Origin of the sequence: Halalkalibacter oceani, from assembly GCF_023715605.1 — a bacterium.
In the GTDB taxonomy this organism is placed as follows: Bacteria; Bacillota; Bacilli; order Bacillales; family Bacillaceae_D; genus Halalkalibacter; species Halalkalibacter oceani.
The window spans coordinates 1-23,332 of sequence record NZ_JAMBOL010000040.1 but is presented as its reverse complement, the minus strand read 5'-3'; the positions used below and the strand labels follow the sequence as shown (position 1 = coordinate 23,332).

The following is a 23,332-nucleotide window of genomic DNA, read 5'->3' as shown; positions in this document are numbered from 1 at the left end:
AGGCTTTCTTGTCGTATAATAGGCATAGGGAGTCTTCCTCCAGTCTGTAGTTTTGTTTCGTCACTTAACTCATTCGACTTTTGGGGAGGTACTCCTTTTTTCGTGCCTTGAAAACCTTGCGAGACTATGGGTTCAAATTATGAAATTGACTCAATTAGCAAATTAACGCGGAAAAAGGCTCATTGTAATCGTATCTGCCACTTGTTTTAAGCGGTTAAAATAATAGGGGATTTTTTCGACTGGCATTCGGGCTGATGGAATAACAACATTTATTCCGGCGATGATACGATTATCTGTATCTTTAACTGGTACAGCTACGCTATAAACACCTTCTTCATATTCACCTAAATTGACCGCATAACCCTTTTGATGGACATCCTTTATTTCTGCAAATAATTTATCTTTATCAATAATCGTTTTAGGGGTATACTGCTGTAATTCTCTTCCTTGAAAATATTCTTCAATTTCTTCAGCTGTCATAGAAGCTAGAACAATTTTTCCCATACATGTACAGTGCAAGGGTGAAAATGATCCTGCATTCGTGTATAGCTTTAGCATTCTATGAACTTTCTGGCTTTCTGTTTTGACAAGATAAAGAGCGGAAAAACCGTCCCGAACTCCGAGATGGGCGATTTCTCCTAATTCATCTGATAGCTCCTGTAAAAACGGTTTTGATATTTGCACAATATCCAGGTTAGTAATTTGTTGAGAGGCCAATCTTAAAATATTGGAGCCTAACATATACTTTTCAGTATCGGGATCCTGTTTAACAAATTCCATTGCTTCTAATGTTTTCATAAGGGAGAATATAGTGCCTTTACTAATGCTTAACTCTTTACTAATCTCACTTATCCCTTTAGATGTTCCTCCAATTGTATTCAATATCGAAAGTGCTCTATATACCGATCTGCTCATATTACTGTTAAGCGATTTTTGCTCCATTTCTTATCCTTCCTTTCTTTCCCTAATAATGTAATAGCCATTTTGTTAACAATATAAAATCCTTCTTTGTAATAATCAATAACAAATTAAGCGCTCTTTTAAAAGACTACCATAATTACCCTGCAATTAAGATTATTATAGTAAAAATTTTCCGAAGCTTCTTGCTTATACAATCATCTAAAAAATAAATTTTCTAAATATATTGACAAATATCAGCACTGTTATTACTATGAAGTATATAACAGTACGACGTTCTGTACAACAGTACAAATGAGAAAAAAGGAGGGTTGAGAACTTAGAACGTGCGTATAAGTAAACTGAATATTATAGGAGTGAGATAGGAAGTGGGTAACATGAATTCATTTGAAAATTTTAAAATAGGGGACGAAGTTGAATTTAGTAAAACCGTAAGTGAAACGGACGTGTATATGTTTGCTGGGATTACCGGTGATTTTAGTCCTAATCATGTTAATGAAGAATTTATGCAAAAAACTCCTTATAAAAAAAGAATTGCTCATGGCGCATTGGCAGTTGGTTTTATATCTACGGCATCTTATTTAATGATTGAAAGGAAGAACATTAAAGCCGTGTCCTATGGCTACGATAAGGTACGTTTTACAAAACCTATTTTTATAGGAGACACGATAACGGTTAAGTATCAAATCGAAGAGATTGATAAGGAAAAGCTAAGGACAGTCGCAAGCTGTCAGGTATTTAATCAGCATGGCGAGGTTTGTACCGTGGCGCAGCATATTTTGTATCATATTTAAATTTCAAGGTTATTTGATAACGCTTACATTTTCAAAGGGAGCTTGAACATAAAATTATCACAAGGGGGAGTGTTACATGAGGAACGTCATGATTCTCTTACTAGGGTTAGCATTGTGTTTTTTAGCAGCTTGCGGGGCAAATGAAAGTACACAGGGAAATAATGGTTCAGGAGAGGTGGAAGGTCAGGATGAAGCTGAGCCAGCACAGAATGATCTGGATTACCCACAGAAGCCAATTAGCATGATAGTCCCTTTTTCAGCTGGAGGTGGAACTGATGCAACGGCAAGAGCATTGGCCGCAGCATCAGAGCCGTATTTAGGAGAATCGATTGGTATTGTAAACACAACTGGTGGCGGTGGCGCAGTCGGAATGTCTGAGGGAATTAACTCCACGCCTGATGGGCATACGATTACGATGGTCACTGTTGAATTAACAACCTTGCCTCATTTGGGATTAGCTCAATTTACTTATGAAGACTTTAAACCAGTTGCTCAAATCAACTTTGATCCGAACGTTATTGCAGTTCCCGCAGATTCTCCTTATGAAACAATCGAAGATTTAGTCAAAGACGCCAAGGATAACCCAGGGGCAATCCGGGTTTCTAATTCGGGCACCGGCTCTATCTGGCATATCGCAGCAGCTTCAGTCGAGCAGGCGACGGGGGCCGAATTTAGCCATGTTCCGTTTGAAGGCTCTGCCCCGGCTATAACGGCAGCCCTTGGCAATAATGTAGAAGCTGTATCTGCAAGTCCACCAGAGATTTTATCTTATGTAGAAAGTGGAGATTTAAGACCGTTAGCCGTTCTTGCCGAAGAACGATCTGATGCTTTGCCGGATACACCTACTTTTGCTGAGCTTGGCATAGACGCTACAATTGTTGGTTGCCCGAGAGGAATAATGGTTCCAAAGGACACGCCAGATGAGATTGTCGAGTTTTTGGAAGAGGCTTTTATGAAGGGGGCACAAGAAGCTGAATTTGTTGAATATATGGAGACCAATGGATTAGGGCTTGTTGTTGGAAATGCTGAAGAGTTTGGCGAGGTATTAGCTGAAAGCCATAATTTCTTTGCTGAGTTAATTCCACAAATGGATCTAAATTAAAAAATTGGTGAACAGTTGACGGGGAGAGGTGAAGGAAGCTGCTTTCTTCACTCTTCTCAGTAACTGTCAGAAGGGAATCGAGCTTCTAAGGGGTGAGAGAATGGCAATACCTAATATTGTTATTGGCTGTATTGTAATCTGTTTATCTTTCGTCTTTTATATTTACACCTTCAGCTTTCCTGATGTGAGCCAAGGGTATACCAACCCGGCCACAGTTCCAATCATTTATAGCATCTTACTGGCGATTCTTGGCTTCATTTTGATTATAAAAGGATGGAATGAAAGAAAAGGTACTCAAACCAAGTCGGATAGGCAACGTCAAAATAAACTGGTCTTTGTATTTATGGGCGTATTTATTATTTATATACTTGGTGTTATTTATTTAGGGTTTTATTTAAGTACATTCTTATTTCTTGTTACTTGTTTGATAATGACAAGAGTAAAAAAAATCATTTGGTTAATAGGTATTCCTATTAGAGCGATTATGTTTGTGTATATCATATTTGGAAAACTTCTTAGAATTGTGCTTCCAACCGGCTTTTTTTAGAAATGTCACTAGAACAAAAAAGATTTGAAAATCTTAAAAAATCAGGGTGATTGTATGGATGTTTTCTCCATAATAAGCACGTTCAACTTTAACTTGCTCGCTATTATTTTTATAGGCGTCATGGTAGGGATTTTTTTTGGATCATTACCTGGTTTGACTGCCACAATGTCTGTTGTTCTAGTATTGCCAATTTCATTCGGAATGGATGCTGTAACGGGCATGCTTTTGATCATTAGTGTGTATTTTGGTTCTATATATGGAGGATGCTTAACAGCTATATTGATCAACACTCCAGGTACCCCCTCTGCCGCTGCGACTGCGATTGATGGATATGAGCTAACAAAACAAGGGTTGGCTTATAAAGCTTTAACCGTATCAACAATATCCTCGGTTACTGGTGGGATTTTAAGTGTGATTCTGCTGATTTTCTTAGCGCCGCAGATGGCTGGTGTTGCTGTTAATTTCAGCGCTCCGGAAACGTTTGCGCTTGCTCTATTTGGTTTATCGATCATTTCTAGTATTAGTGGGGATTCTATCTTAAAAGGGCTAATAGCTGGTTTAGTTGGTTTACTCATTGCTTCAATAGGGTTAGATCCGATAGGGGGATTTCCACGCTTCTCGTTTGGCAGTACGAATATGATGGGAGGAATTGATTTTCTCCCTGTTATGATTGGCTTATTTGCAGCAGCTCAAGCCTTTCATTCGATTGAAGACATTTTTTCAAAAGAGAAGATTTTATTCAGCGTAAAAAAAATAAAATTAAAATGGAACGAATTCAAGGGGTTAATTCTCAATATTCTAAGGTCCTCCGGCATGGGAGCTTTTATTGGGATGATCCCGGGAGCCGGTGGTGATATAGCAGCTTTTGCTGCTTATAATGAGGCGAAGCGGTTCTCTAAAAATCCTGAGAAGTTTGGTAAAGGACATTTAGGTGGAGTCGCCGCCCCCGAAGCGGCTAACAATGCAACTACAGGTGGAGCGATGGTCCCTTTAATGACTCTCGGCATACCCGGAGATGCTCCTACTGCTGTTATGCTCGGAGCTTTAATGATTCATGGCTTGCAGCCAGGTCCCATGCTGTTTCAAAATAGTGTCGAAGTTGTTCATAGCTTATTCGTAGGGATGATTGTTGCGAATATTTTTATTTTGGTTTGTGGCTTATACGGTATTCGTTTGTTTATAAAGGTGCTTTATATTCCAAAACAAGTTTTAAGCCCCCTCATCCTAGTTTTATGTGTATTGGGGGCTTATGCGCTTGGTTATAACTTTTTTGATGTATGGGTGATGCTCGTTTCAGGAATTATCGGTTACTTCATGATTAAATATCGGATTCCTGCTTTACCAGTTATCTTGGCTTTAATTCTTGGGCCATTACTTGAATCAAATTACCGTCGATCGTTATTAATGTCTTCGGGCAGTTACGATATTTTTTATACACGGCCAGTCACAGCTATTTTATTAATTTTAGCGTTTTTGGCTCTATTTACCCCTTTTATTAAACAAATAATAACAAAAAAAGGCCGATTGCTTGAAAATGAACTAACGTAATCGTTTTCCAGAATGGAATAAAAGGAGCAGATTGATATGAAAAAAGTAAAAATAGTATCCGCTGCTGAGGCTGTAAATCTGGTGAAAAATGGTGACACAGTAGCGGTCTGTGGATGTGAAAACATACTTACCCCGGAAACAATTCTTAGCGCATTGGGAGAAAGGTACCGAAAAACGGGGGAGCCTCATAACTTAACAGAAGTTCATCCTATTATTGTTGGGATGCAACCTAACACTGGATTAGAGCATTTTGCACAAAAAGGAATGGTGAAACGAGCCGTCGGAAGTGGATTTAGTTATCTGAAGACATCTGAATATACCTCCATGTTAATAGAGAATCAATTTGAAGCCCATGTGTTACCAATGGGAACTATTTTTCAAATGCTAAGAGATATTGCACAAGGGAAATCTACGACTTTAACAAAGGCGGGAATTGGAACGTTTGTTGACCCCATTCAGGAAGGAGGACGAATGAATCAAAAGGCTGAGCATTCATTGGCCAGTCGTGTGACTATTAATAATGAGTTATTTTTATCGTATTCTCTTTTTCCAATAGATATTGCTATTATTCGAGGAACAACAGTAGATGAATATGGAAATATTAGCTTAGAAGACGAGCCGACTTCATTAGGCATTAAAACATTAGCTATGGCTGCTAAAAACAGTGGTGGAAAGGTGATTGCTCAAGTGCGGAGAATGACACGGGAGGGGACGATTCATCCTCGAATGGTGGAGGTTCCAGGGATTTTTGTTGATGCTGTAGTAATAGATCCCGAACAAAATATATCCGGCGGCTCATCTATAAATCCAGCATTAACAGGAGAGACGAGATTACCTGAAAATGAAATTGAAAAACTTCCTTCAGGAGTAAGGAAGGTGATTGTTCAAAGAGCTGCTGCTGAAATTGAGAACGATCAGATTATTAATTTAGGTGTCGGGATTCCTGTCGATATCCCGAAAATATTAGTGGAGCAAGGGGATCGTAAAAACGCAACGTTTTTTCCGGAGCATGGTTCTATAGGAGGAATACCTGGAGATCGCAGCATTTTTGGGACGAATATTAATCCCGAAGCAATTATAGATTCAACTCAAGTATTTGATTTCTTCCTTGGGGGAGGTCTGGATATTACGTTTTTGGGTGTTGGCCAGATCGATGCAAGAGGAAATGTGAACGTTAGTAAATTTAATGGTATTGTACCGGGCTGCGGAGGGTTTATTGATATCACTTATAAAACTCCTAAAGTCGTATTTTGTGGAACTTTTACAGCTGGAGGGGCTGAAATTGAAATCGGGAATGGCGAGCTGACAATTAAGAAGGAAGGGAAATATAAGAAATTTATCGAGAGTGTGGAACAAATAACATTTAATGCTGAAGAGTCTTTCCGAAGAAATCAACATGTTCTTTATATTACAGAAAGAGCTGTTTTTTCACATGATGGAAAAGGGTTGGTACTGGAAGAAGTCGCACCTGGTATTGACATACAAAAAGACATTTTGGATTTAATTCCATTTGAAGTTAGGATGAGCAACGATATCAAAAAAATGGATAAGAAACTTTTTTATTAAGGAGGCTTTTCTATGACATTACAGGATCACTTGTATTCAGAGTTGAAAACGGATGTATTAGTAATTGGAGGAGGGGGAGCAGCTTTACGAGCAGCTTTGGCGGCAGATGAGAGAGGAGCAGAGGTGCTGGTAGCCGTGAAGGGACGTGCTGCCAAGAGTGGGGCCTCCTATTACAGCGTGGCCGAAGTTGGGATTTATAATGTGCCTGACGGAGCGGTAGATCCTGATGATTCACCGGATGTTTATTTACAAGATATTTTGGACGGTGCTTTAGGAATGGCGGATCCCCGCCTAAGCACGGTGCTCGTTAACAATGCTGAACAGTCAATGAAGTATTTAGAAAAATTAGGGGTGAAGTATGAAAGGGAAAATGACCGGTATCTGGCTTTTCAAGGTTGCTTCTCCTCTAAACCGCGCTCTCATGTAATAAAGGATCATTTTAAACCGATTGTGAAAGCTTTGGGTGAGGAAGCCACTCGGCGGAAAATCCGAGTAGAAAATCGTTTGATGATCACTAATTTAATCGTCCGTTCAGGCAAATGTTACGGAGCCTATGCGATTGATCAGGAGGGTAACTCTGTTGTAATTCGCGCTAAAGCGACAATTTTAGGAGTGGGGGGAGCAAGTCAATTATTTGAAAAAAACTTATATCCAGGTGATATTACCGGTGATGGATATGCGATGGCTTATCGAGCAGGGGCTCAGCTCGTAAACATGGAATTTATGCAGGCTGGAATCAGCGTTACGTCTCCTTTTATTAACCTTTTTGCCAGCTATATGTGGCAAGGGTATCCGAACTTGACGAATCGTAATGGAGACTCATTTATTGAAAAGAATTTGGAAAATGATATTACTTTAGATGATGTGCTGAATACAAAGGCAAGACATTTCCCGTTCAGCACACGCGATATTTCCCGCTATATTGAAATTTCTGTTCAAAAGGAAATTAATCGCGGCAACGGAACTGAGAATAATGGAGTTTACCTTGATTATCGTGATTCTCATTTTGAAAGCATTCTTGAAAATAAAAAAAGTGATATTGGAAAAATGTGGCCGATTGCTTATGAATGGTATGAAAAACGTAATATTGATCTCTATAAAGATAAAATAGAAATTGCTTGCTCAGCCCATGCTATTAACGGCGGTCTAAGGATTTCTGAAAAAGCGCAGTCTAATATTCAAGGATTGTTTGCTGCTGGAGAAGTTGCCGGGGGTCCGCACGGGGCGGATCGACTTGGAGGCAATATGTCTGTTACTTGTCAAGTGTTTGGGAAGATAGCAGGAGAATCAGCTGCGGAATATGCAAAAGACTACACAGATGACAAATTGGCAGATCTTTATCAAGAAGAACGGGTTTATCTCCATCAATTTCAAGGCAAGGGTTCATTAACGCCAGGGGATTTAAAGAAGCGTCTTCAACGGGCTTCTGATAGACATTTACTCATTATTAGACATGAAGAAGGACTTCGCCGGTATATCAATGAGGTAAAAGATATTCGGGATTTATTGACTAATGAAGCTAGGATTAAAGACCGTCATGATTTGCAACGAGCATTGGAACTAAGCAACCTGCTTGATGTAGGGGAAGTAATGGCTACGGCGGCCTTACTTAGAAAGGAAAGCAGGGGAAGTCATTATCGTGAAGATTTCCCTCAACTTGACCAAAGCTGGAACAAAAACATCATTTTAGACAATACGAAGCCTGATGGCTATGTATTAAAGAAATTAGAGGAGCTTTAGAATAGTTTAAGACTCTGGGCAGGGGACGAATGTGGTGAAGCGTTCCCTTCGTCCCTGGGGTTTTTTAGTGAGAAAGAGATTGTTGGATAACGATGATTTGTCGCGGATGTCCTGAATATTATTATCCAATTCATTTTGAATGTCGTCTTCGCTCCAACGTTGTTCTTGATCCAGCGGTACAGTAAGGAGATCAGACAAAAAGAAGAAGTCTTGTTCATGAGTGATTCTTGAACACGAACAAGCATCGCATGAAAGTGGCTGCTGTAGGAGATGGTACCCAGGCTGTATTCGCTCCGGCCTTGACAGTGGACTGCTCGTAGGCCTGGTGCCAAGCGGGGCTTTTCATGTCATTTTTACGAATCATCGGTCTTGCTCCCATCAATGTGTGTATTTCATCCCCCGTTCGATCCAAAAAGCCTGTATTAATGAAAACAATCACGCTCTTTACTTCGCGGATGCATGCTTTTAAGTTCAATAAAGTTCTGCGTTCCTCGTCCATGCCCTCGATTTTAATCGTATAAGTTTTAACCCAAGTAAATCCTCTGTCCGGTCGAATAACTTATTTGCAAAGCGACTTCCTCCGGCCCGTGCATTTTCGGCTTAACAATATAAATCAAACCTTTCAGTTAATATCGGTATTCCCCAATGTTTCGCTGACAGCGCTCTGACAATGACATCGAGAATCCCTTCAAACTCTTCATCGCCATGTTTGTTTAAAACAGCATAGCGCTCCACCTCTCCTGATGAGAGCCGGTCGCTAAAGGGAGAACGTGATCAAGCAATTGTTTGGCATAGGTGATGACTTTGCTGCCAAGGTGAGGGGTATAGGATGTTCCTTTCTCAGCCTTATCCGTTTCAGCAATAACATCCCACGATTTTGAATGATACATTTCATTATAAAAAATAAGGCAAAACAGTAGCACTGACAAGAACATAACGAAAAGTTATCACGGCAGATAACATGTTTGTATTATTAAAAATATTCTAACTTATCTATAATGAAGATAACGTAAGCAGCAGGAAAGAAAGGGGAGAAATTAGTGAAGCACAAAGTGTTAATGATGGATCAAGTTTCGCCGAAAATGGAAATGCTCAGCCGGGAATATCTAAATGAGCAAACGGAAATCATTTTTTGTAAAAATGATAGAGACAGAGAGGAGCATATTGCAACAGCGGATGTTCTTGTAACATTTACTAACGGAATAGCAAAAAAGTGGATTGAGAAGGCTGAGAGATGTCGCTTTATTCAAAAGCTTGGAGCCGGAGTGAACAACATTGATATTGAGGAAGCGTCAAAGAGGGGAATTCCGGTAGCGAATACGGTGGGGTTGAATGCGACTTCAGTTGCTGAGCATACGGTGATGTTAATGCTTTCGACTCTTAAACATTTGGTTCAGGCTCACACTGCCATTACAAATGAGAGCAGATGGTTAAAAACAGAGTTAAGAGATCGTTCGTATGAACTCTCGTATAAAAAAGTCGGTCTGATTGGGTTCGGAAATATCGGCAAAAAGGTCTCACAGTTACTGACGGGATTTCGATGCGACATCTCCTATTTTGATATTTTTCGGTTAACGGAAAAAGAGGAAGAAGAATTAGGGATTTCTTTTAAGCCTGTGGATGATCTATTAAAATCCTGTGATGTGATCTCTTTACATGTACCGTTAACTGAAAAGACGAGGCATCTGATTGACGCAGAGAAACTGGCAATGATGAAGGCGGATGCGATTCTAATCAATACATGCCGTGGCGGCATCATTGATGAACATGCGCTATATCAGGCTTTGAAAAACGGGCAGTTGATTGGCGCGGGTTTAGATGTATTTGAAAATGAACCGATTGATCAGACCAATCCTTTAACCAGGTTACCCAATGTCATAGTCACGCCTCATATTGGAGGAGGGACCAATGAGGCAATGGAGGCTGTCGCCAGCGAAGCTTATTACAATATTAATGTTTTCTTATGTGAAGGGGCGTTGAGCGATGTGAAAAATGTCGTGAATCGCGAGAAAGTAGGCTCGCTCCGCTAAAATGTAAGCGCTGTCAGATGGGAGGTCAAAATGAAAAATGCTCAGCATGATGAAATGATTCATCTCTTGCGAAATCACCGGTCAATTCGTGAGTTTCAGCAAAAAAGAATTCCACCGGATCTGATCAATACTGTACTTACCGCCGGCCAAGCGGCTTCATCCTCCAGTCATGGGCAGTCCTATACAATTATCAATGTGACGGATGATGAAAAGAAACGCTTGCTGGCTGATTATGCGGGAAAGCAAACGCATATCCGGGATTGTTCAAACTTCTTGGTTTTTTGTGCGGATCTGTATCGTCTGGAACAGATCGCTTCTCTTAACGGTGTCAATTTGAAAGAGGTTATTGAAAGCACCGAAATGTTGCTAATTTCCACGATAGATGCGGCGCTTGCTGCTCAAAACGTAGCGATAGCTGCGGAATCACTTCAATTAGGAATCGTCTATATTGGCGGTATACGCAATAACCCCGAGCAGGTTAGCGAACTGCTCGAACTCCCATATCGGGTCTACCCGGTATTTGGAATGTGTGTCGGCTACCCGCAGCCGGATAAAGTCCCGGATAGTAAGCCAAGACTGCCATTGGCGGTAGTATGTCATGAGAACAGTTATTCTCCTTTCGAAGACGTTTATCCAGAGATTCAAGAATATGACGAAGAGATGAGAGACTATTATGCTAACAGAAGTCATGGAAGCCGGACTGCTACTTGGTCTGGGGCAATGCTAGATAAAAGGAAGGTGCCAAGAAGAATGTTCATGAAGCATTTTCTTAATCAAAGAGGCTTCTCTTTACGGTAAGAAGTAAAAGAAAATGTAAAAGGAGGATTATGATGAATATCAAGCACTTCAAGTTAGGAGCAGTCATTATTTTTGCATTACTTTTGATCGCAGGATGCGGAAGCGGTGAAGAGGAGGTCAGTGGGGAAGGTGCAGGTGATTTTCCGAATTCAACGATCAATTTATCAGTTCCTTTCTCGGCAGGTGGTTCTGGCGACATTATGGTGCGGGAAATTGCCAGGATTATGAGCGAAGATCTTGGAATTGAACAATCAATCGTAGTAGAAAACCGTGATGGGGGTAGCGGGGCCGTGGCGATTAATCATATGCTCGGGCAACCGGCCGATGGATATACGCTGCTTAATCAATCTTCCACAGCACCCTTGACGATGGCTTCCGGAGGCCTGGAATTTGGTCCGGAGGAATTAGCGCCAATCGCTTCAATGGTTTCTAATTATCAAACCTTATCCGTTTTGGCGGACAGTCCTTTTGAAACGATTGATGACTTGATTGAAGCTGCGAAAGAGAATCCGGGGAGTATTAATGTCGGTTCTTCCCAAACCTACGGTGCGAATCATGTATTTCTATTGAAGTTTATGCGTGAGGCGGATATTGATCTCAATTACATTGCCTATGATGGAGGTGGAGAGGCTCTAACTTCATTGCTCGGTGGGAATACCGATGTACTGGCTTCTTCAGGAGAGGTTGTCCAGGAACAGGTGGCAGCCGGAGAAGTACGCATGCTTGCCATTTCCAGCGCGGAGAGAGTAGAGGATCATCCAGACGTTCCAACGTTTGCTGAATTAGGGATGGCATCACTAGAAGATGAATTAATCTGGCGTGCTTTCTTTGTCCATCCAGATACACCTGAAGAGATTCAAGAACGCTGGGCCGAGATTTTAAAAGAAGTTTCTGAAACGGACCGCTTTAAGGAATATGCAGAAAATACGAATCAGGATATTTACTTTACTAGCGGAGAAGAATTTAAAGAGATTTATTACAACTACTATGAAACGGCCAAGGAGCTTTTTGATGCTTTAAACTAAGTAGTTTGCTTGTCGCATGTTTAGAGGAGCGGTTATGAAATGGCTCCTCTAAACATACAGTTTCTTAGATTCAATTTTAATTTATGTCAGGAAGTGGAGGAGAAAGTGATGAGCTATAGGCTTGCAACGTACCTCTCTCTTTTATTTTTAGTAGGTCTAGGTGGTTTGTTTATTTATACGTCACTACAATTTAACGAGGGAGCGGGGGGTCAGGTTATCGGGCCGGCATTTTTTCCGCAGCTAGTAAGTGGACTATTAATTGTCATGTGTATCATCAGTGCTTTTACTACATGGAGAAAAGAAAAAACGAGTGAAGATACGTTAACTATCCCGCAGCTGAAATATATTCTATTTACTATTGCTGCTCTTGTAATCTTCGTAGCCTTATGGGATTTATTTGGCCTGTTTTATCTATTTGCTTTTTTATTTCTGTTCAGCCTGTTTTATGTTTATAACCGGACGGACAGTAAGAAGAAGCGTATTTTAAAAGCTGTTGGTCTTTCTATCGCCATCGGATTGTTTATCTACCTCGTATTTGAAAAGTTATTAAATGTAATTATTTAACAACGACGTGGAGGATCGATTATGGACTTTATGCATTTTGACTTCAGCTTGTTGTTTAGTTGGGAGATTTTGTTTGCGATTGTGTTAGGGACACTTTACGGACTGCTGATTGGCTCCTTGCCCGGTCTTGGTTCAACGGTAGGGATCGCCCTGCTTCTTCCCGTTACGTATTCAATGTCGCCGGTGGCAGCGATTATTATGTTAGCCGCTGTTTATCAGGCGGGAGAATACGGTGGATCCATCTCCTCTATCGTTTTGGGGGTGCCGGGAACCCCCTCGGCAACGGCGACCGTTTTAGATGGCTCCCCGATGGCAAAGCAAGGAAAGCCAGGCGAGGCATTAGGATATTCGATTACCGGAGCCTTAATTGGTGGAGGGATCGGCGCAATTATTTTATTGACCTTATCGATCCCGTTATCGACATTGGCGATCAGGTTCTCGGATCCGGAATTTTTTTTATTGGGGGTGCTAGGGCTTGTTTGTGTGGCGGGGTTAAGCTCGAAGGATTTGCCAAAAAGCATCATTTCTGTCCTGCTTGGTTTGATGCTTGGGATGGTAGGGTTGGATGTGGCCACAGGTTCAGCCCGTTTTACATTCGGAAGCTATGCGTTAATGGATGGGATATCGATGGTCGCTTTATTGATTGGAATGTTTGCTGTCGCGGAAGTGTTCAGTATGCTTGGGCAAAGCTCGGATAAAAAAATTGTGACCGATACGAAAAACTTAAAAACAAAGATTACTTGGCAGCAGTTTAAAGGGGTAAGAAAAACGTATATCAAAAGCTCCTTTATCGGTGGGTTTGTCGGCATATTGCCAGGGTTGGGAGCAGGTCCGGCTTCGTGGTTTGCCTATACGGAAGCGAAAAGAACGGCTAAAAATCCGGAGAATTTTGGTAAAGGTGAGCCGAATGGAATCGCTGCACCAGAATCAGCAAATAACGCAGCGGTAGGAGGAGCTTTAGTTCCTTTAACGACACTTGGAATTCCGGGCTCACCGGCGACTGCCGTTATTTTAGGAGCCTTTCTTATCCATGGGATCACACCTGGTCCGAATGTATTTGAAAATCAGCCGGATCTTGTTTACAGTATTTTTTGGGGGTTTTTCATTGCCACAATAGCTATGTATTTTATTGGGAAATATACGACTCCTCTTTTCTCAAGCATGCTCAAAATGCCGACTTTCATGTTGAGTCCAATCATTTTATTTATTGCCATTATGGGCGTTTACGCTTCCCGGATCAATTTGTTTGATGTATGGATCGCTGTAGTGGTCGGTGTAGCTGCCTACATTTTAAAGAAGCTTGATTTTTCTTTACCCTCAATTATATTGGCTTTTATTTTAGGGCCGATTATTGAAACAAGTCTGCGTCGTTCATTGCTGATTTCCGGAGGGAATGTTGAAATCTTTTTTACACGAACGTACAGTCTAGTTATTTTAATGATCATTGTCCTGTTGATCGCAATGCTAATCCTTCAATCGGTAAAGAAAAGAAAAAGCAATCCTCCGAAAAACGTGCAAGCATAATGCTATTTTCCCCAAGTCCCGCTCCGATACTAATCGTGAGTGGGCTTGCTGTGTTATGATTTTGTATGGGGGAAGGAGTGGAAGAAAGATGAAGCAATACTATTTATTTTTACTAGCTGTTTTGTTTATTACAACTCCGGTAGCCGCTGTCCGTCCAATGACATCGCTTTTTGTAGAGCATCTTGGGGCAAATATTTTTGAGATTGGTATTATTACTGCGTGTTATTCGTTTGCTCCTTTGTTTTTGGCGATTTTTTCCGGAAGGGTAATTGATCGTATCGGTGAGAAGCTTCCTTTAATTATTGGGAGCATCGGGATGGGGCTTGGAATGTTAGGCCCTTTTCTTTTCCCATCTATTACGATCTTTTATCTTTCTCATTTACTTTTGGGAGGAGGCCAGCTCATTGCCTTAGTATCTGTCCAAAATGGAATTGCCCGCGGGGTGCCGAAAGAACAAAGAAATAAGGCCATCGCGACGCTGACCCTGTTTACATCTCTTGGTCTGATGCTCGGACCGCTGATCGGGGGATACTCCACAGAAAAATTAGGCTTTCAGTTTACTTATTTACTTTTCGCCACCTTTTCTTTATGTCTTTTTTTAACGGGGTTGTTTGTGAAGAAGAAAACACCGAGCGAAGAAGGCAAAAAGAAGGGGAAGGGTCAACAGGAGAAAGTAAAAATAGCAGATCTTCTCTTTATACCGGGACTAAAACAGTCGATTATTATCAGCATGCTCGTCTTGTCGGCGCTTGATATTTTTAATGTGTATTATCCTTTGTACGCAAGCTCGATCGGAATGAGTCCTTCGGCTATCGGGCTTGTGCTGACGACCCAGGCATTGGCGAGTGTCGTAACAAGATTATTTCTGACGACGTTAATTCATCGCATGGGAATCATCAGGCTTTTGACGATGTTTATGGCCATCGGAGCGCTTGCTTACGGAGTTTTGCCAGCGTTTGAATCAATCGCTTATATTCTGATCGTTGTCACGATAATCGGAACCGGACTCGGGATGATTCAGCCTTTGACCATTATGCTTACCTATGATTTTTCTCCTAAAGACCGTACAGCGGAGGTGTTAAGTATCAGACTGGCGGGCAACCGACTCGCTCAGGTGATTATTCCGCTTATGTTTGCTGCGATCAGTAATGTTACCGGGTTAGGCGTTATTTTTGTCATGAAGGCTATTTTACTTGGAGGCGGCGCGCTGCTTGGAAGAGGAATACAGAATAAAAGCGAAAAGCAAGCTTCTTAAAGAATTAGGGAATTGGAACATTGGATAGAATGGCTGGGTTTTTAAAAGCCTTGAGAGGAAGAGGCCAAACTTCCTTTTTCGTAACTTAAAGAAAAGTAATGGCACCGCACGTTGCGCGTCTTGCTTCGACAACCCCGCTCGTAGCTAGAATTTCAAAATCAGGCAACGGCTACGCTCATTACAAAAAAGCTGCTGAAAAAGTGAAAATCGTACTTTTTCAGCAGCTTCGAGAGGAAGGGGTTCACCTCTCAAGGCGGTAGCGATCGAACTATGGTCGGACGTCCTTTTATTTTGTTTGCATAGAGAAAGGGTCGCGCTTTTTCGTCGATAAATTCACCATTACATTTTTTATATGAGTATACTCATATAAGGCATGCCAGCTTCTTTCCCTTCCATAGCCGCTCTGTTTGGTTCCTCCAAAGGGAGCCCCGGCCGCTGATGCGCGATACGTATTGATCCAAACATTGCCCGCTTCGATTTCTGCTGCAACGCGGTGGGCTTTTTTTATGTCACGAGTCCAAATTCCGGCAGCGAGGCCATAAGGCGAGTGATTCGCGATAGAAAGGGCCTCTTCTGGATTATCGAATGGGATGATCGTCAGGACGGGCCCGAAAACTTCTTCACAGGCAATATTCAATTCAGCCCTTTCAGTAAAGAAGATCGTTGGTTTAATGAAGTAGCCATGTAAACCGACGTCTTTTGCTATTTCTCCGCCATAGAGCAGTTCTGCCCCTTCCTCTTTTGCTTCTGCGATCATCGATACGATTTTTTCCAGCTGGAGCTTGTTGGCGACTGGGCCCATATCAGTAGCAGGGTCAAAAGGGTCGCCAAGCTTGATTGTCGCTGCTTTCTGGATCAGTCTTTCTTTGACAACCTCTACAATAGAACGTTCGACCAGTAAGCGCGATCCGGCTATACAAGTTTGGCCGGCAGCTCCGAAGATACCAGCAATTGCGCCTGTCAGGGCTTCTTCCAAATCGGCATCAGCAAAAATAATATTTGGTGATTTCCCCCCCAGCTCAAGCGTAACCGGAATTAACTTGTCACTCACCGCTTTTGTAATCAACCGGGCAGTCTGGGAGCCGCCTGTAAAACTGACTTTCGCTATAAGTGGATGACGGATCAGAGCGTCGCCGGCAGCCCCGTCCCCGGTTACGACATTGATCACACCAGGGGGGAAACCGGCCTGGATGGCGAGCTTCGCAAATTCGAGCGTCGAAATGCTCGCTTGCTCAGACGGTTTGATGACGACCGTATTTCCAGTCGCGAGAGCAGGTGCGAGTTTATTGGCAAGCAGCGATAAAGGAGAGTTCCAAGCCGTAATAAGAGCAATTGGCCCAATCGGCTCCATTACGGTATAATCAATCATCTCTCGATTATCCAATGGGACAAAGTCACCGAGTAATTTATCGGCGTAACCGGCAAAATAGCGATAATTTCTGGCGGAAAATAATACTTGATTTTTTGTTTCTTTAAATAGCTTTCCATTATCCGTTGTTTCAGTCCGAGCTAGGTGATCAGCCTCTGCTTCGATCAGATCAGCGAGGCGGTGCATCAAAGTAGCACGCTCGAGACCATTCGTTTTCTTCCAATCACGAAAGGCGAGATGTGCTGCCTCGACAGCTTCGGCTACGTCTTCTTTCGTCAAAGAGGGGATGGACGCCCAGACTTCTTGATTAAACGGATTGGAAGAAGGAAATGTCTGACCGGATGAACTTTCTTTCCAATGCTCTCCTATTAAGGCTTTAAATATGTTCATATCCTTCCGCCTTTCTATATTCTTATTGATAAGGGGTTAGAGGGTTGTTTCTTCTGTTTTGATCGTTTTTACATAACGACTGGCACTTTTGCCTGCCAATTTGCCGAAAACGGCACCGGACATTAAGCCTGATCCACCGGGGTAATTATCATAGAACAGTCCACCGATCATCTCTCCAGCCGCAAAGAGCCCATTGATTGGAGTCGCGTCTGCTGTCAGAACTTCTGCGTCAATGCTTGCCAACAGGCCGCCAAAGGAGAAGGTAATTCCGCATGTGACAGGAAAGGCATAGTACGGAGCCTGGTCAAGCTTCAATGCCCAGTTGCTTTTAGGCGGGTGAATTCCCCGCGTGCCTTTTCCATCCTTTTCATTCGGATGGAAGCTGCCATCCTGGACTGCATTGTTGTATTCGGCGATCGTTTTCAGAAAGGCTTCTTTATTGACGTCGATCATGTCGGCTAATTCTTCGACGCTGTCAGCCTGAAAGGCGGTCGCTTCTTCAAGGTCGTATTCTTCACGCAGGAGCGGGCGAACTTGCTGATCATATACTTGGAAAGCCATCGCTCCGGGTTGTTTTAAAATCTCTCTTCCATATTTGGCATACGTGTAGTTTCTGAAATCTGCCCCCTCGTCGACAAACCGCTCTCCGTCTCGATTAATGAGTAGTCCTAAAGGGTAGGAATGTTTCTTGAAAATATCACCAGGCTTGCTGAAATCACCAACTTTCGGTGCATTGTAATCCGTTCCGATTGAATGGCAGCCTGACCAGTCACCATGACGAGCCGCGCCCGCTTTTAGAGCGATCTGCAAGCCGTCCCCTGTGTTATATTCAGTTCCACGAACGATCGCCGCTTCCCACTCAGGCCCAATATGTTTTGCCCGCATTTCTTTATTCGCTTCAAAGCCGCCACAAGCTAAAATGACACTGTGGACGGGAATCGAGACGATCTGCCCCCCTTTCTCAACTTCTATCGCAGTAATTCTGTCATTCTCTTTTTTTATATCAAGCGCTCTTGCTTCATACCAAATATCAATTCCTAATTCCTCGGCCCGTTTATTTAAGCTTTTGATAAGTCCCATCCCGATGTTATGAGTTTTTACCGGAAGCCCACCCCAAAAATGAAATTTTCCATCTCCTTCAAACGATTGGTTTTTGTAATTTAATTCAAAAGAAATGCCATGGCTGTGCATCCATGTAATCGTTTCAAATGACCTCGAAACGAGTTGTCTCGCTAAGGAAGGATCACTTTTGTTGTTATTTACTCTCATCAGATCGTTGTAATAGTCGTCTACGTGATAAGAAGGCATGTTGATTTTGGCTGCCTCTTCGTCAGTCATCTCAGGAATGATTTTTCTAATATCATCAATTCCGTTATAAGCGAAGCGGATTGCTCCGTCGGTAAAGTAGGAGTTTCCTCCTCGCTTGTGCTTTGGCGCTTTTTCCAGCACGAGAACAGACAATCCAGTTTCTCTCGCGGAAATGGCCGCACATAATGCGGCGTTTCCTGCACCGGCTACGACTACATCATATTTAACAGACATCATGTTTTCCTCCTGTTCTATTTAAAAAATTATAAATCGCGAATGGCTTGAAATTGCTTATGGTAAGTGGAAGGGTCGATTTTCGCTTCGATAATGGAAGGCATTCTGTTATCGGACTTTACCGCTGCCTGAATTGCTTTTTTCAAATCGTCTTCATTATCAGCTGACCAGCCGTTCGCTCCGAAGCTTTCAGCGAGAGCGACATAGTTAGGGGCAGTAAATCGATTTCCGACGCTTTTTTTGTATCCTTTGCTCTTTTGTTTCACATCCATCAGACTTAGACGCTGATCAGAAAAAACAATCATGATGACTGGCCATTTGTTTTGAACGGCAGTGGCGATTTCCGGCAGCTTCATCATAAAGCCGCCATCTCCGGTTAGCGAAGCGACGGTTTTTTCAGGATACAGGTGCTGTAACGCCATCGCCGCAGGGAAAGAAAAGCCCATCGTTGCCAGTCCGTTCGAAATAAAAAAGCTTCGTGGATGAACGGATTTCCAAAGCTGGGTAACAATTAATTTACTTGCCCCGACATCGGTAGTCATAAGGGTGTCTGAAGGCAATACTTGCTGAGCCACTTCAACTACTTGATTAGCCGTAAGCCCCTCAGTAGGAACTGTCAACGTATCAATGACGCGTTGTCTGTATGAGTCGATGCTTTCCTGTTGCCATTGACTGTTGCTATCGGCCAGCTTTTCGTGAATGCTCCTTAGTCCATTTTCGAGATTTCCCGACACTTCAATATCGGCATGATACACTTCCTCGAGATTAGCTGTGGTGCTGATCGAGACAATCCGTTGCGGATACGTCCATTTCTTCGGAAGCAATTCAACCGGATCAAGTCCGACGGCGATAATTAAATCACAGTTCTCCATAATGGGGGCTTCCAGCTTTCCTCCCATAAACAGTCCAAGTGACAGAGGGTGATCGTCAGAGACAGCGCCTTTTGCTTTTGCTGTTTTAAAGATTGGAATATGATGTTGAGATACAAAAGCTTCTAATAAGGAAAACTGCCTTCCTGTTCCGAAGTTAATTCCGAGGCCGGCGATGATGATGGGTTTTTTTGCTTGCTGGATGGCCTCAACGGCTTGCTGCACACTTTTTTCATCCGGGAAAGCCTTCGGTATTTGAGCATCAAACGGTTGAATTTGACTATCAACTTCCTGCTTCACAATGTCATTTGGAATATCAAAGTGAACTGGACCGTAATGTGGTGATAAGGCCACTTTTAATCCCCGGTTTAGCATCGAATTCCAGTTTGTTGTGGAAAGTGTGGAAGAAAGTTTTGTAATTGGAGAAAAGCTGTCATGATGCGATACATTTTGCCGCAGGGCGTAGCTCACATTTTCGTTTCCATAGCGGTCTGTTAGCAGGAGTAAGGGAGCGCGGTCAAGTTGGGCGTATGCCAATCCGGGGCTGAATGACAGAGCACCAGGACCAAGATCGCCAATACATACTCCAGGAATTTGAGTCATTTCTCCGACTACGCTGGCCATAATAGCGGCTGTTGTTTCGTGTTGAGTTAAGATAAACTCAATTCCATGCTCATCCATCGTACATAATAAATCGCTGGATGTACCGCCGCCGGGTACTCCAAAAATGGTCTGAATGCCTGAGGCTTTCAGCTTTTGAATGATTGCCTCTCCAAGTATCATTTAACAGCCTCCTTTGTTGTATTTACCTGATAATTTCGAAGTATCAATAAATAAGACTCTTTATTCTATCCCTACTTTAAAACAAAACGTTATAATAGAGTTAATATCTATTCGTAATAGGCTGTCATAAAAAAAAATTATGACCAAACATCATATCGTGATCCGCAAAAGGAGGCATGAATGAATGGATGAAAAAGATTGGCAAGTGTTAAAAGCGCTTTATGAGGAGCGGAGCATAACGAAAGCGTCGGAGCAGCTGTTTGTGTCGCAACCGGCGATAACGAAAAGAATTCAACAAATGGAGAACGAGTTTCAAGTCAATATTGTGTATAGAAGTAAAAAGGGGGTGACTTTTACATCAGAAGGGGAATACCTCGTTGAGTATGCGAAGCAAATGCTGAATAGTCTTCAGGAAACGAAGGATCATTTGCAAAACTTCAAAAACAATAAAGTACAGGGAAATCTGAGAATTGGTGTTTCGATTAATTATGCTTATAAAGATCTTCCCGGTATTTTACGTGAATTTAACGAATTATTTCCCAGAGTTCAGACTGAGGTGATACCAGGTTACAGTTCAGAAGTGTTAAAGCTGCTGCAGTCAGAACAGGTACAGGTTGCGATTGTGCGCGGGGACTTTAATTGGAGTGGGAAGACGATGCAGCTCAAAGAAGAGAGCATCTGCATCGTTTCGAAAACAAAAGTTAACATACGTGAGCTGCCGTCAATACCGCGAGTAAGTTTCACGACGGACCCGCTTTTGCAGCATTCTCTTGACAGCTGGTGGCAGGAAAACTTTTCGTCTCCTCCGCTGATCAGCATGGAGGTCGGCAATAGCCAAATTGCGATTGAGATGGTGTCTCAGGGACTGGGCTATGCGATTGTTCCAAGTTACTGCCTTAGTCAGGATATGGATCTTCACATTGAAAACCTCTTCTACAATAATGGCAGACCGCTTATGCGCAACACATGGTTAATTTATAATGAAAAGGAGCTAGTCCTCGCTACCGTTAGAGAGTTTTCTCGCTTAATGGAGAAATATAGTTTGCCGAAACAGGAAATGAGCTAAAGAGTAGATCCCACTCTTTAGCTCATTTCTTTACTTTCAATCGGAAGAAATGTAGCGGTTCTATAAGAAAAAGTTATACCAGTAGATAATGAATCGGTATTACCACTATTATTTTTACTCCTTATATAATTCAAAATAAAGAGTTGGAAAATTAAGAATAATAAAGGGGGATGAACTTCATGCAAGTTAGTACACCTGATTTATGTGATCAATATCTTGATGAGGTAAGTATTTCGGAAACAAGATGGCAGTCTTATGGCGGGAGGAAGGCATTTTCAGGCCCGATAACAACGGTAAAGATCTTTGACAACAACAATAGAAAGTTTATGGAGGCGATCGAAACAGCTGAACCAGGCTCGGTTATTGTTATGGATGGGATTTTTTCAAAGCCTTGTGCCTGGATGGGAGACCGGAAAGCAGGTATCGCCGCCGGTCGGGGAATCGCCGGCATTATTATAAATGGGTATGTGAGGGATATTGAAGGATTGGAAAAGCTGGACATGGGGATCCTGGCACTCGGTACCCATCCGAAGGCAAGTCGCTTTGCGACAGAGGGAAAGCGTGAAGGAGAAAGAGATCTGACGTTGACATTTGGCCAGATTGATTGGGTGCCGGGCCATTATGTTTATGCCGATCAAAGCGGCGTTCTCGTATCTGAAAAGAAATACAACTAACAAAGTGATCGGTAAGCTTGGAAAGGGGGAATATCTTTTCATGGGGAAGTCTTATGTAATCAAGACAAATGAGTATATGAGGATGGGACGGGACCTTTTTTTGCAATTCGGTGTCTCTGAACAGCATGCGGAATCATTACTGAACAACTTACTTGATGCCGATCAAAAAGGCATTTATACGCATGGCTTTCATCGAATCGCGCCTGTTTATATCAGGCATATCAAACAAGGAAATATCAATCCGCAGCCTAATTTTATACTGGTAAAGGATGAACCGAATATTAAAATCATCGATGCAGATAACGGTTTGGGAGCTGTGGCGGCGGAAAAAGCAATGCATGAAGCGATAAGAATCAGTCAGGAGCGGGGCGTTGGGGTGGTTGGCGTCCGGAACAGCAATCATTTCGGGACAGCGGCCTATTATTCAGAGATGGCGGCAAAGGAGGATTTAATTGGTCTTTCCTTTACAAATGCTTCCCCGGGAATTGCTCCAACAGGAAGTTCAAAGCCGCTGCTGGGAAATAACCCGTGGGCGATTGCCTGTCCCTCTCACCTTGATTATCCGATCAGTTTGGATATAGCGAACAGCATTGTTGCTAGAGGGAAAATACGTCTGGCAGCTGCAAAAGGAGAACCTATTCCATTAGGGTGGAGTTTAACAAAGGATGGGAAGCCGACAACCGATCCAAATGAAGCATTGGAGAGTGGAATTATTTTGCCGATTGGTGATTATAAAGGGTATGGTATCGCCTTAATGGTCGATATTCTAACTGGAATTTTGACCGGATCGAATTTTGCAGATGAAGTGTTAAGTTTTGAAACGAATGGAAAACGAAAGTGTGGGCATCTGTTTATTGCTCTCAATATTCAATCATTTATGCGGATAGATGAATTCAAAGAAAGAATACAAATATTAGTCGAGAAAATAAAAGCGGCACCGAAGCTCGATGAACGTCGCGAAGTTCTTTTGCCGGGTGAGATTGAGTGGACAAAAAAGCTTAATCAGCAAGAAGGAACCGTTAAAGTGTTGGAGCCTTTTGTGTGTGATATGAAAGAGCTCTGTCAAGAGTACGGGGTCGAACTACCAGACTATCAAGCTGCTGAATGAGGTACTGTCAAAAGTTCTATGAAAAGTCGGTAGATGGTTCAGATTCTTTCCATGAATTTAGTGGGAAGGCCACGCAATCGCCCTTGACAAACACGCCAATGGTTTGACTCGAGCTTATCA

20 protein-coding genes and 1 pseudogene are annotated in these 23,332 nt (G+C 42.4%); 15 read left to right on the top strand and 6 right to left on the bottom strand.

Annotated elements, in window-relative coordinates; genetic code table 11:
- Positions 1-162: 162 nt before the first annotated feature.
- Positions 163-942 carry an IclR family transcriptional regulator gene (locus M3202_RS20910; protein WP_251225160.1) on the bottom strand — a complete coding sequence of 260 codons (780 nt, stop codon included), beginning with the start codon at positions 940-942 and terminating at the stop codon, positions 163-165.
- A gap of 353 nt (positions 943-1,295) precedes the next feature.
- Between M3202_RS20910 and M3202_RS20905 the strand changes: the two genes are divergently transcribed.
- The 6 genes from M3202_RS20905 to M3202_RS20880 all read left to right on the top strand — a co-directional run bounded on the left by M3202_RS20905 (position 1,296) and on the right by M3202_RS20880 (position 8,215).
- Complete coding sequence (locus M3202_RS20905; RefSeq protein ID WP_251225159.1) at positions 1,296-1,712, top strand: MaoC family dehydratase; 417 nt, start codon at positions 1,296-1,298, stop codon at positions 1,710-1,712.
- Between the two features lie 76 nt (positions 1,713-1,788).
- Positions 1,789-2,814, top strand: coding sequence for a tripartite tricarboxylate transporter substrate binding protein (locus tag M3202_RS20900; RefSeq protein WP_251225158.1), 1,026 nt, complete (start codon positions 1,789-1,791; stop codon positions 2,812-2,814).
- 100 nt (positions 2,815-2,914) lie between these two features.
- Positions 2,915-3,361 carry a tripartite tricarboxylate transporter TctB family protein gene (locus tag M3202_RS20895; RefSeq protein WP_251225157.1) on the top strand — a complete coding sequence of 149 codons (447 nt, stop codon included), beginning with the start codon at positions 2,915-2,917 and terminating at the stop codon, positions 3,359-3,361.
- Positions 3,362-3,415: 54 nt separating this feature from the next.
- The gene (locus tag M3202_RS20890; RefSeq protein ID WP_251225156.1) at positions 3,416-4,909 is read left to right on the top strand and encodes a tripartite tricarboxylate transporter permease; all 1,494 of its coding nucleotides are present in this window, start codon (positions 3,416-3,418) and stop codon (positions 4,907-4,909) included.
- A 36-nt stretch (positions 4,910-4,945) separates the two neighbouring features.
- Positions 4,946-6,475, top strand: a complete 1,530-nt coding sequence (locus M3202_RS20885; RefSeq protein WP_251225155.1) for an acyl CoA:acetate/3-ketoacid CoA transferase — start codon at positions 4,946-4,948, stop codon at positions 6,473-6,475.
- A gap of 12 nt (positions 6,476-6,487) precedes the next feature.
- Positions 6,488-8,215 (top strand): FAD-binding protein, encoded by a 1,728-nt coding sequence (locus tag M3202_RS20880; RefSeq protein WP_251225154.1) that lies wholly within the window; start codon positions 6,488-6,490, stop codon positions 8,213-8,215.
- Positions 8,216-8,320: 105 nt separating this feature from the next.
- Here M3202_RS20880 and M3202_RS20875 read toward each other — a convergent pair.
- Positions 8,321-8,938: pseudogene (locus M3202_RS20875) on the bottom strand (malate synthase G); the annotation flags it as partial.
- A complete protein-coding gene (locus M3202_RS22750) occupies positions 8,929-9,105 on the bottom strand; it encodes a hypothetical protein (protein WP_432805983.1) in 177 nt (58 codons plus the stop codon). The pseudogene M3202_RS20875 and the gene M3202_RS22750, both read right to left, overlap by 10 nt.
- A 150-nt stretch (positions 9,106-9,255) precedes the next feature.
- Here M3202_RS22750 and M3202_RS20870 point away from each other — a divergent pair, with 150 nt between their 5' ends.
- From M3202_RS20870 to M3202_RS20845, 6 genes are all read left to right on the top strand, one after another.
- Positions 9,256-10,245 carry a 2-hydroxyacid dehydrogenase gene (locus tag M3202_RS20870; protein WP_251225153.1) on the top strand — a complete coding sequence of 330 codons (990 nt, stop codon included), beginning with the start codon at positions 9,256-9,258 and terminating at the stop codon, positions 10,243-10,245.
- A 30-nt stretch (positions 10,246-10,275) separates the two neighbouring features.
- Positions 10,276-11,043, top strand: coding sequence for an oxygen-insensitive NADPH nitroreductase (gene nfsA / locus M3202_RS20865; RefSeq protein WP_251225152.1), 768 nt, complete (start codon positions 10,276-10,278; stop codon positions 11,041-11,043).
- Between the two features lie 32 nt (positions 11,044-11,075).
- Positions 11,076-12,068, top strand: coding sequence for a Bug family tripartite tricarboxylate transporter substrate binding protein (locus M3202_RS20860; RefSeq protein WP_251225151.1), 993 nt, complete (start codon positions 11,076-11,078; stop codon positions 12,066-12,068).
- 108 nt (positions 12,069-12,176) lie between these two features.
- On the top strand, positions 12,177-12,632 hold the full coding sequence (locus M3202_RS20855) for a tripartite tricarboxylate transporter TctB family protein (RefSeq protein WP_251225150.1): 456 nt from the start codon (positions 12,177-12,179) through the stop codon (positions 12,630-12,632).
- A 21-nt stretch (positions 12,633-12,653) separates the two neighbouring features.
- Positions 12,654-14,156: a tripartite tricarboxylate transporter permease gene (locus M3202_RS20850; protein WP_251225149.1), complete on the top strand. Its 1,503-nt coding sequence runs from the start codon at positions 12,654-12,656 to the stop codon at positions 14,154-14,156.
- A gap of 88 nt (positions 14,157-14,244) precedes the next feature.
- On the top strand, positions 14,245-15,411 hold the full coding sequence (locus M3202_RS20845; protein WP_251225148.1) for an MFS transporter: 1,167 nt from the start codon (positions 14,245-14,247) through the stop codon (positions 15,409-15,411).
- A 286-nt stretch (positions 15,412-15,697) separates the two neighbouring features.
- Here the strand turns inward: M3202_RS20845 and M3202_RS20840 are convergent, their stop codons facing one another.
- Genes M3202_RS20840 through M3202_RS20830 form a run of 3 tightly spaced genes read right to left on the bottom strand, consistent with a single transcriptional unit; the run spans position 15,698 to position 20,364 of the window.
- The gene (locus M3202_RS20840; protein WP_251225147.1) at positions 15,698-17,170 is read right to left on the bottom strand and encodes an aldehyde dehydrogenase; all 1,473 of its coding nucleotides are present in this window, start codon (positions 17,168-17,170) and stop codon (positions 15,698-15,700) included.
- A gap of 36 nt (positions 17,171-17,206) precedes the next feature.
- On the bottom strand, positions 17,207-18,712 hold the full coding sequence (tcuA, locus tag M3202_RS20835) for an FAD-dependent tricarballylate dehydrogenase TcuA (RefSeq protein ID WP_251225146.1): 1,506 nt from the start codon (positions 18,710-18,712) through the stop codon (positions 17,207-17,209).
- A 29-nt stretch (positions 18,713-18,741) separates the two neighbouring features.
- Positions 18,742-20,364 (bottom strand): thiamine pyrophosphate-binding protein, encoded by a 1,623-nt coding sequence (locus tag M3202_RS20830; protein WP_251225145.1) that lies wholly within the window; start codon positions 20,362-20,364, stop codon positions 18,742-18,744.
- A gap of 184 nt (positions 20,365-20,548) precedes the next feature.
- Here M3202_RS20830 and M3202_RS20825 point away from each other — a divergent pair, with 184 nt between their 5' ends.
- The 3 genes from M3202_RS20825 to M3202_RS20815 all read left to right on the top strand — a co-directional run bounded on the left by M3202_RS20825 (position 20,549) and on the right by M3202_RS20815 (position 23,212).
- Positions 20,549-21,430 (top strand): LysR family transcriptional regulator, encoded by an 882-nt coding sequence (locus M3202_RS20825; protein WP_251225144.1) that lies wholly within the window; start codon positions 20,549-20,551, stop codon positions 21,428-21,430.
- A 179-nt stretch (positions 21,431-21,609) separates the two neighbouring features.
- Positions 21,610-22,104: a ribonuclease E activity regulator RraA gene (gene rraA / locus M3202_RS20820; protein ID WP_251225143.1), complete on the top strand. Its 495-nt coding sequence runs from the start codon at positions 21,610-21,612 to the stop codon at positions 22,102-22,104.
- 40 nt (positions 22,105-22,144) lie between these two features.
- Entirely contained in the window at positions 22,145-23,212 is a 1,068-nt protein-coding gene (locus M3202_RS20815; RefSeq protein ID WP_251225142.1) for an Ldh family oxidoreductase, read from the top strand.
- The last annotated feature ends 120 nt before the right edge of the window (positions 23,213-23,332 follow it).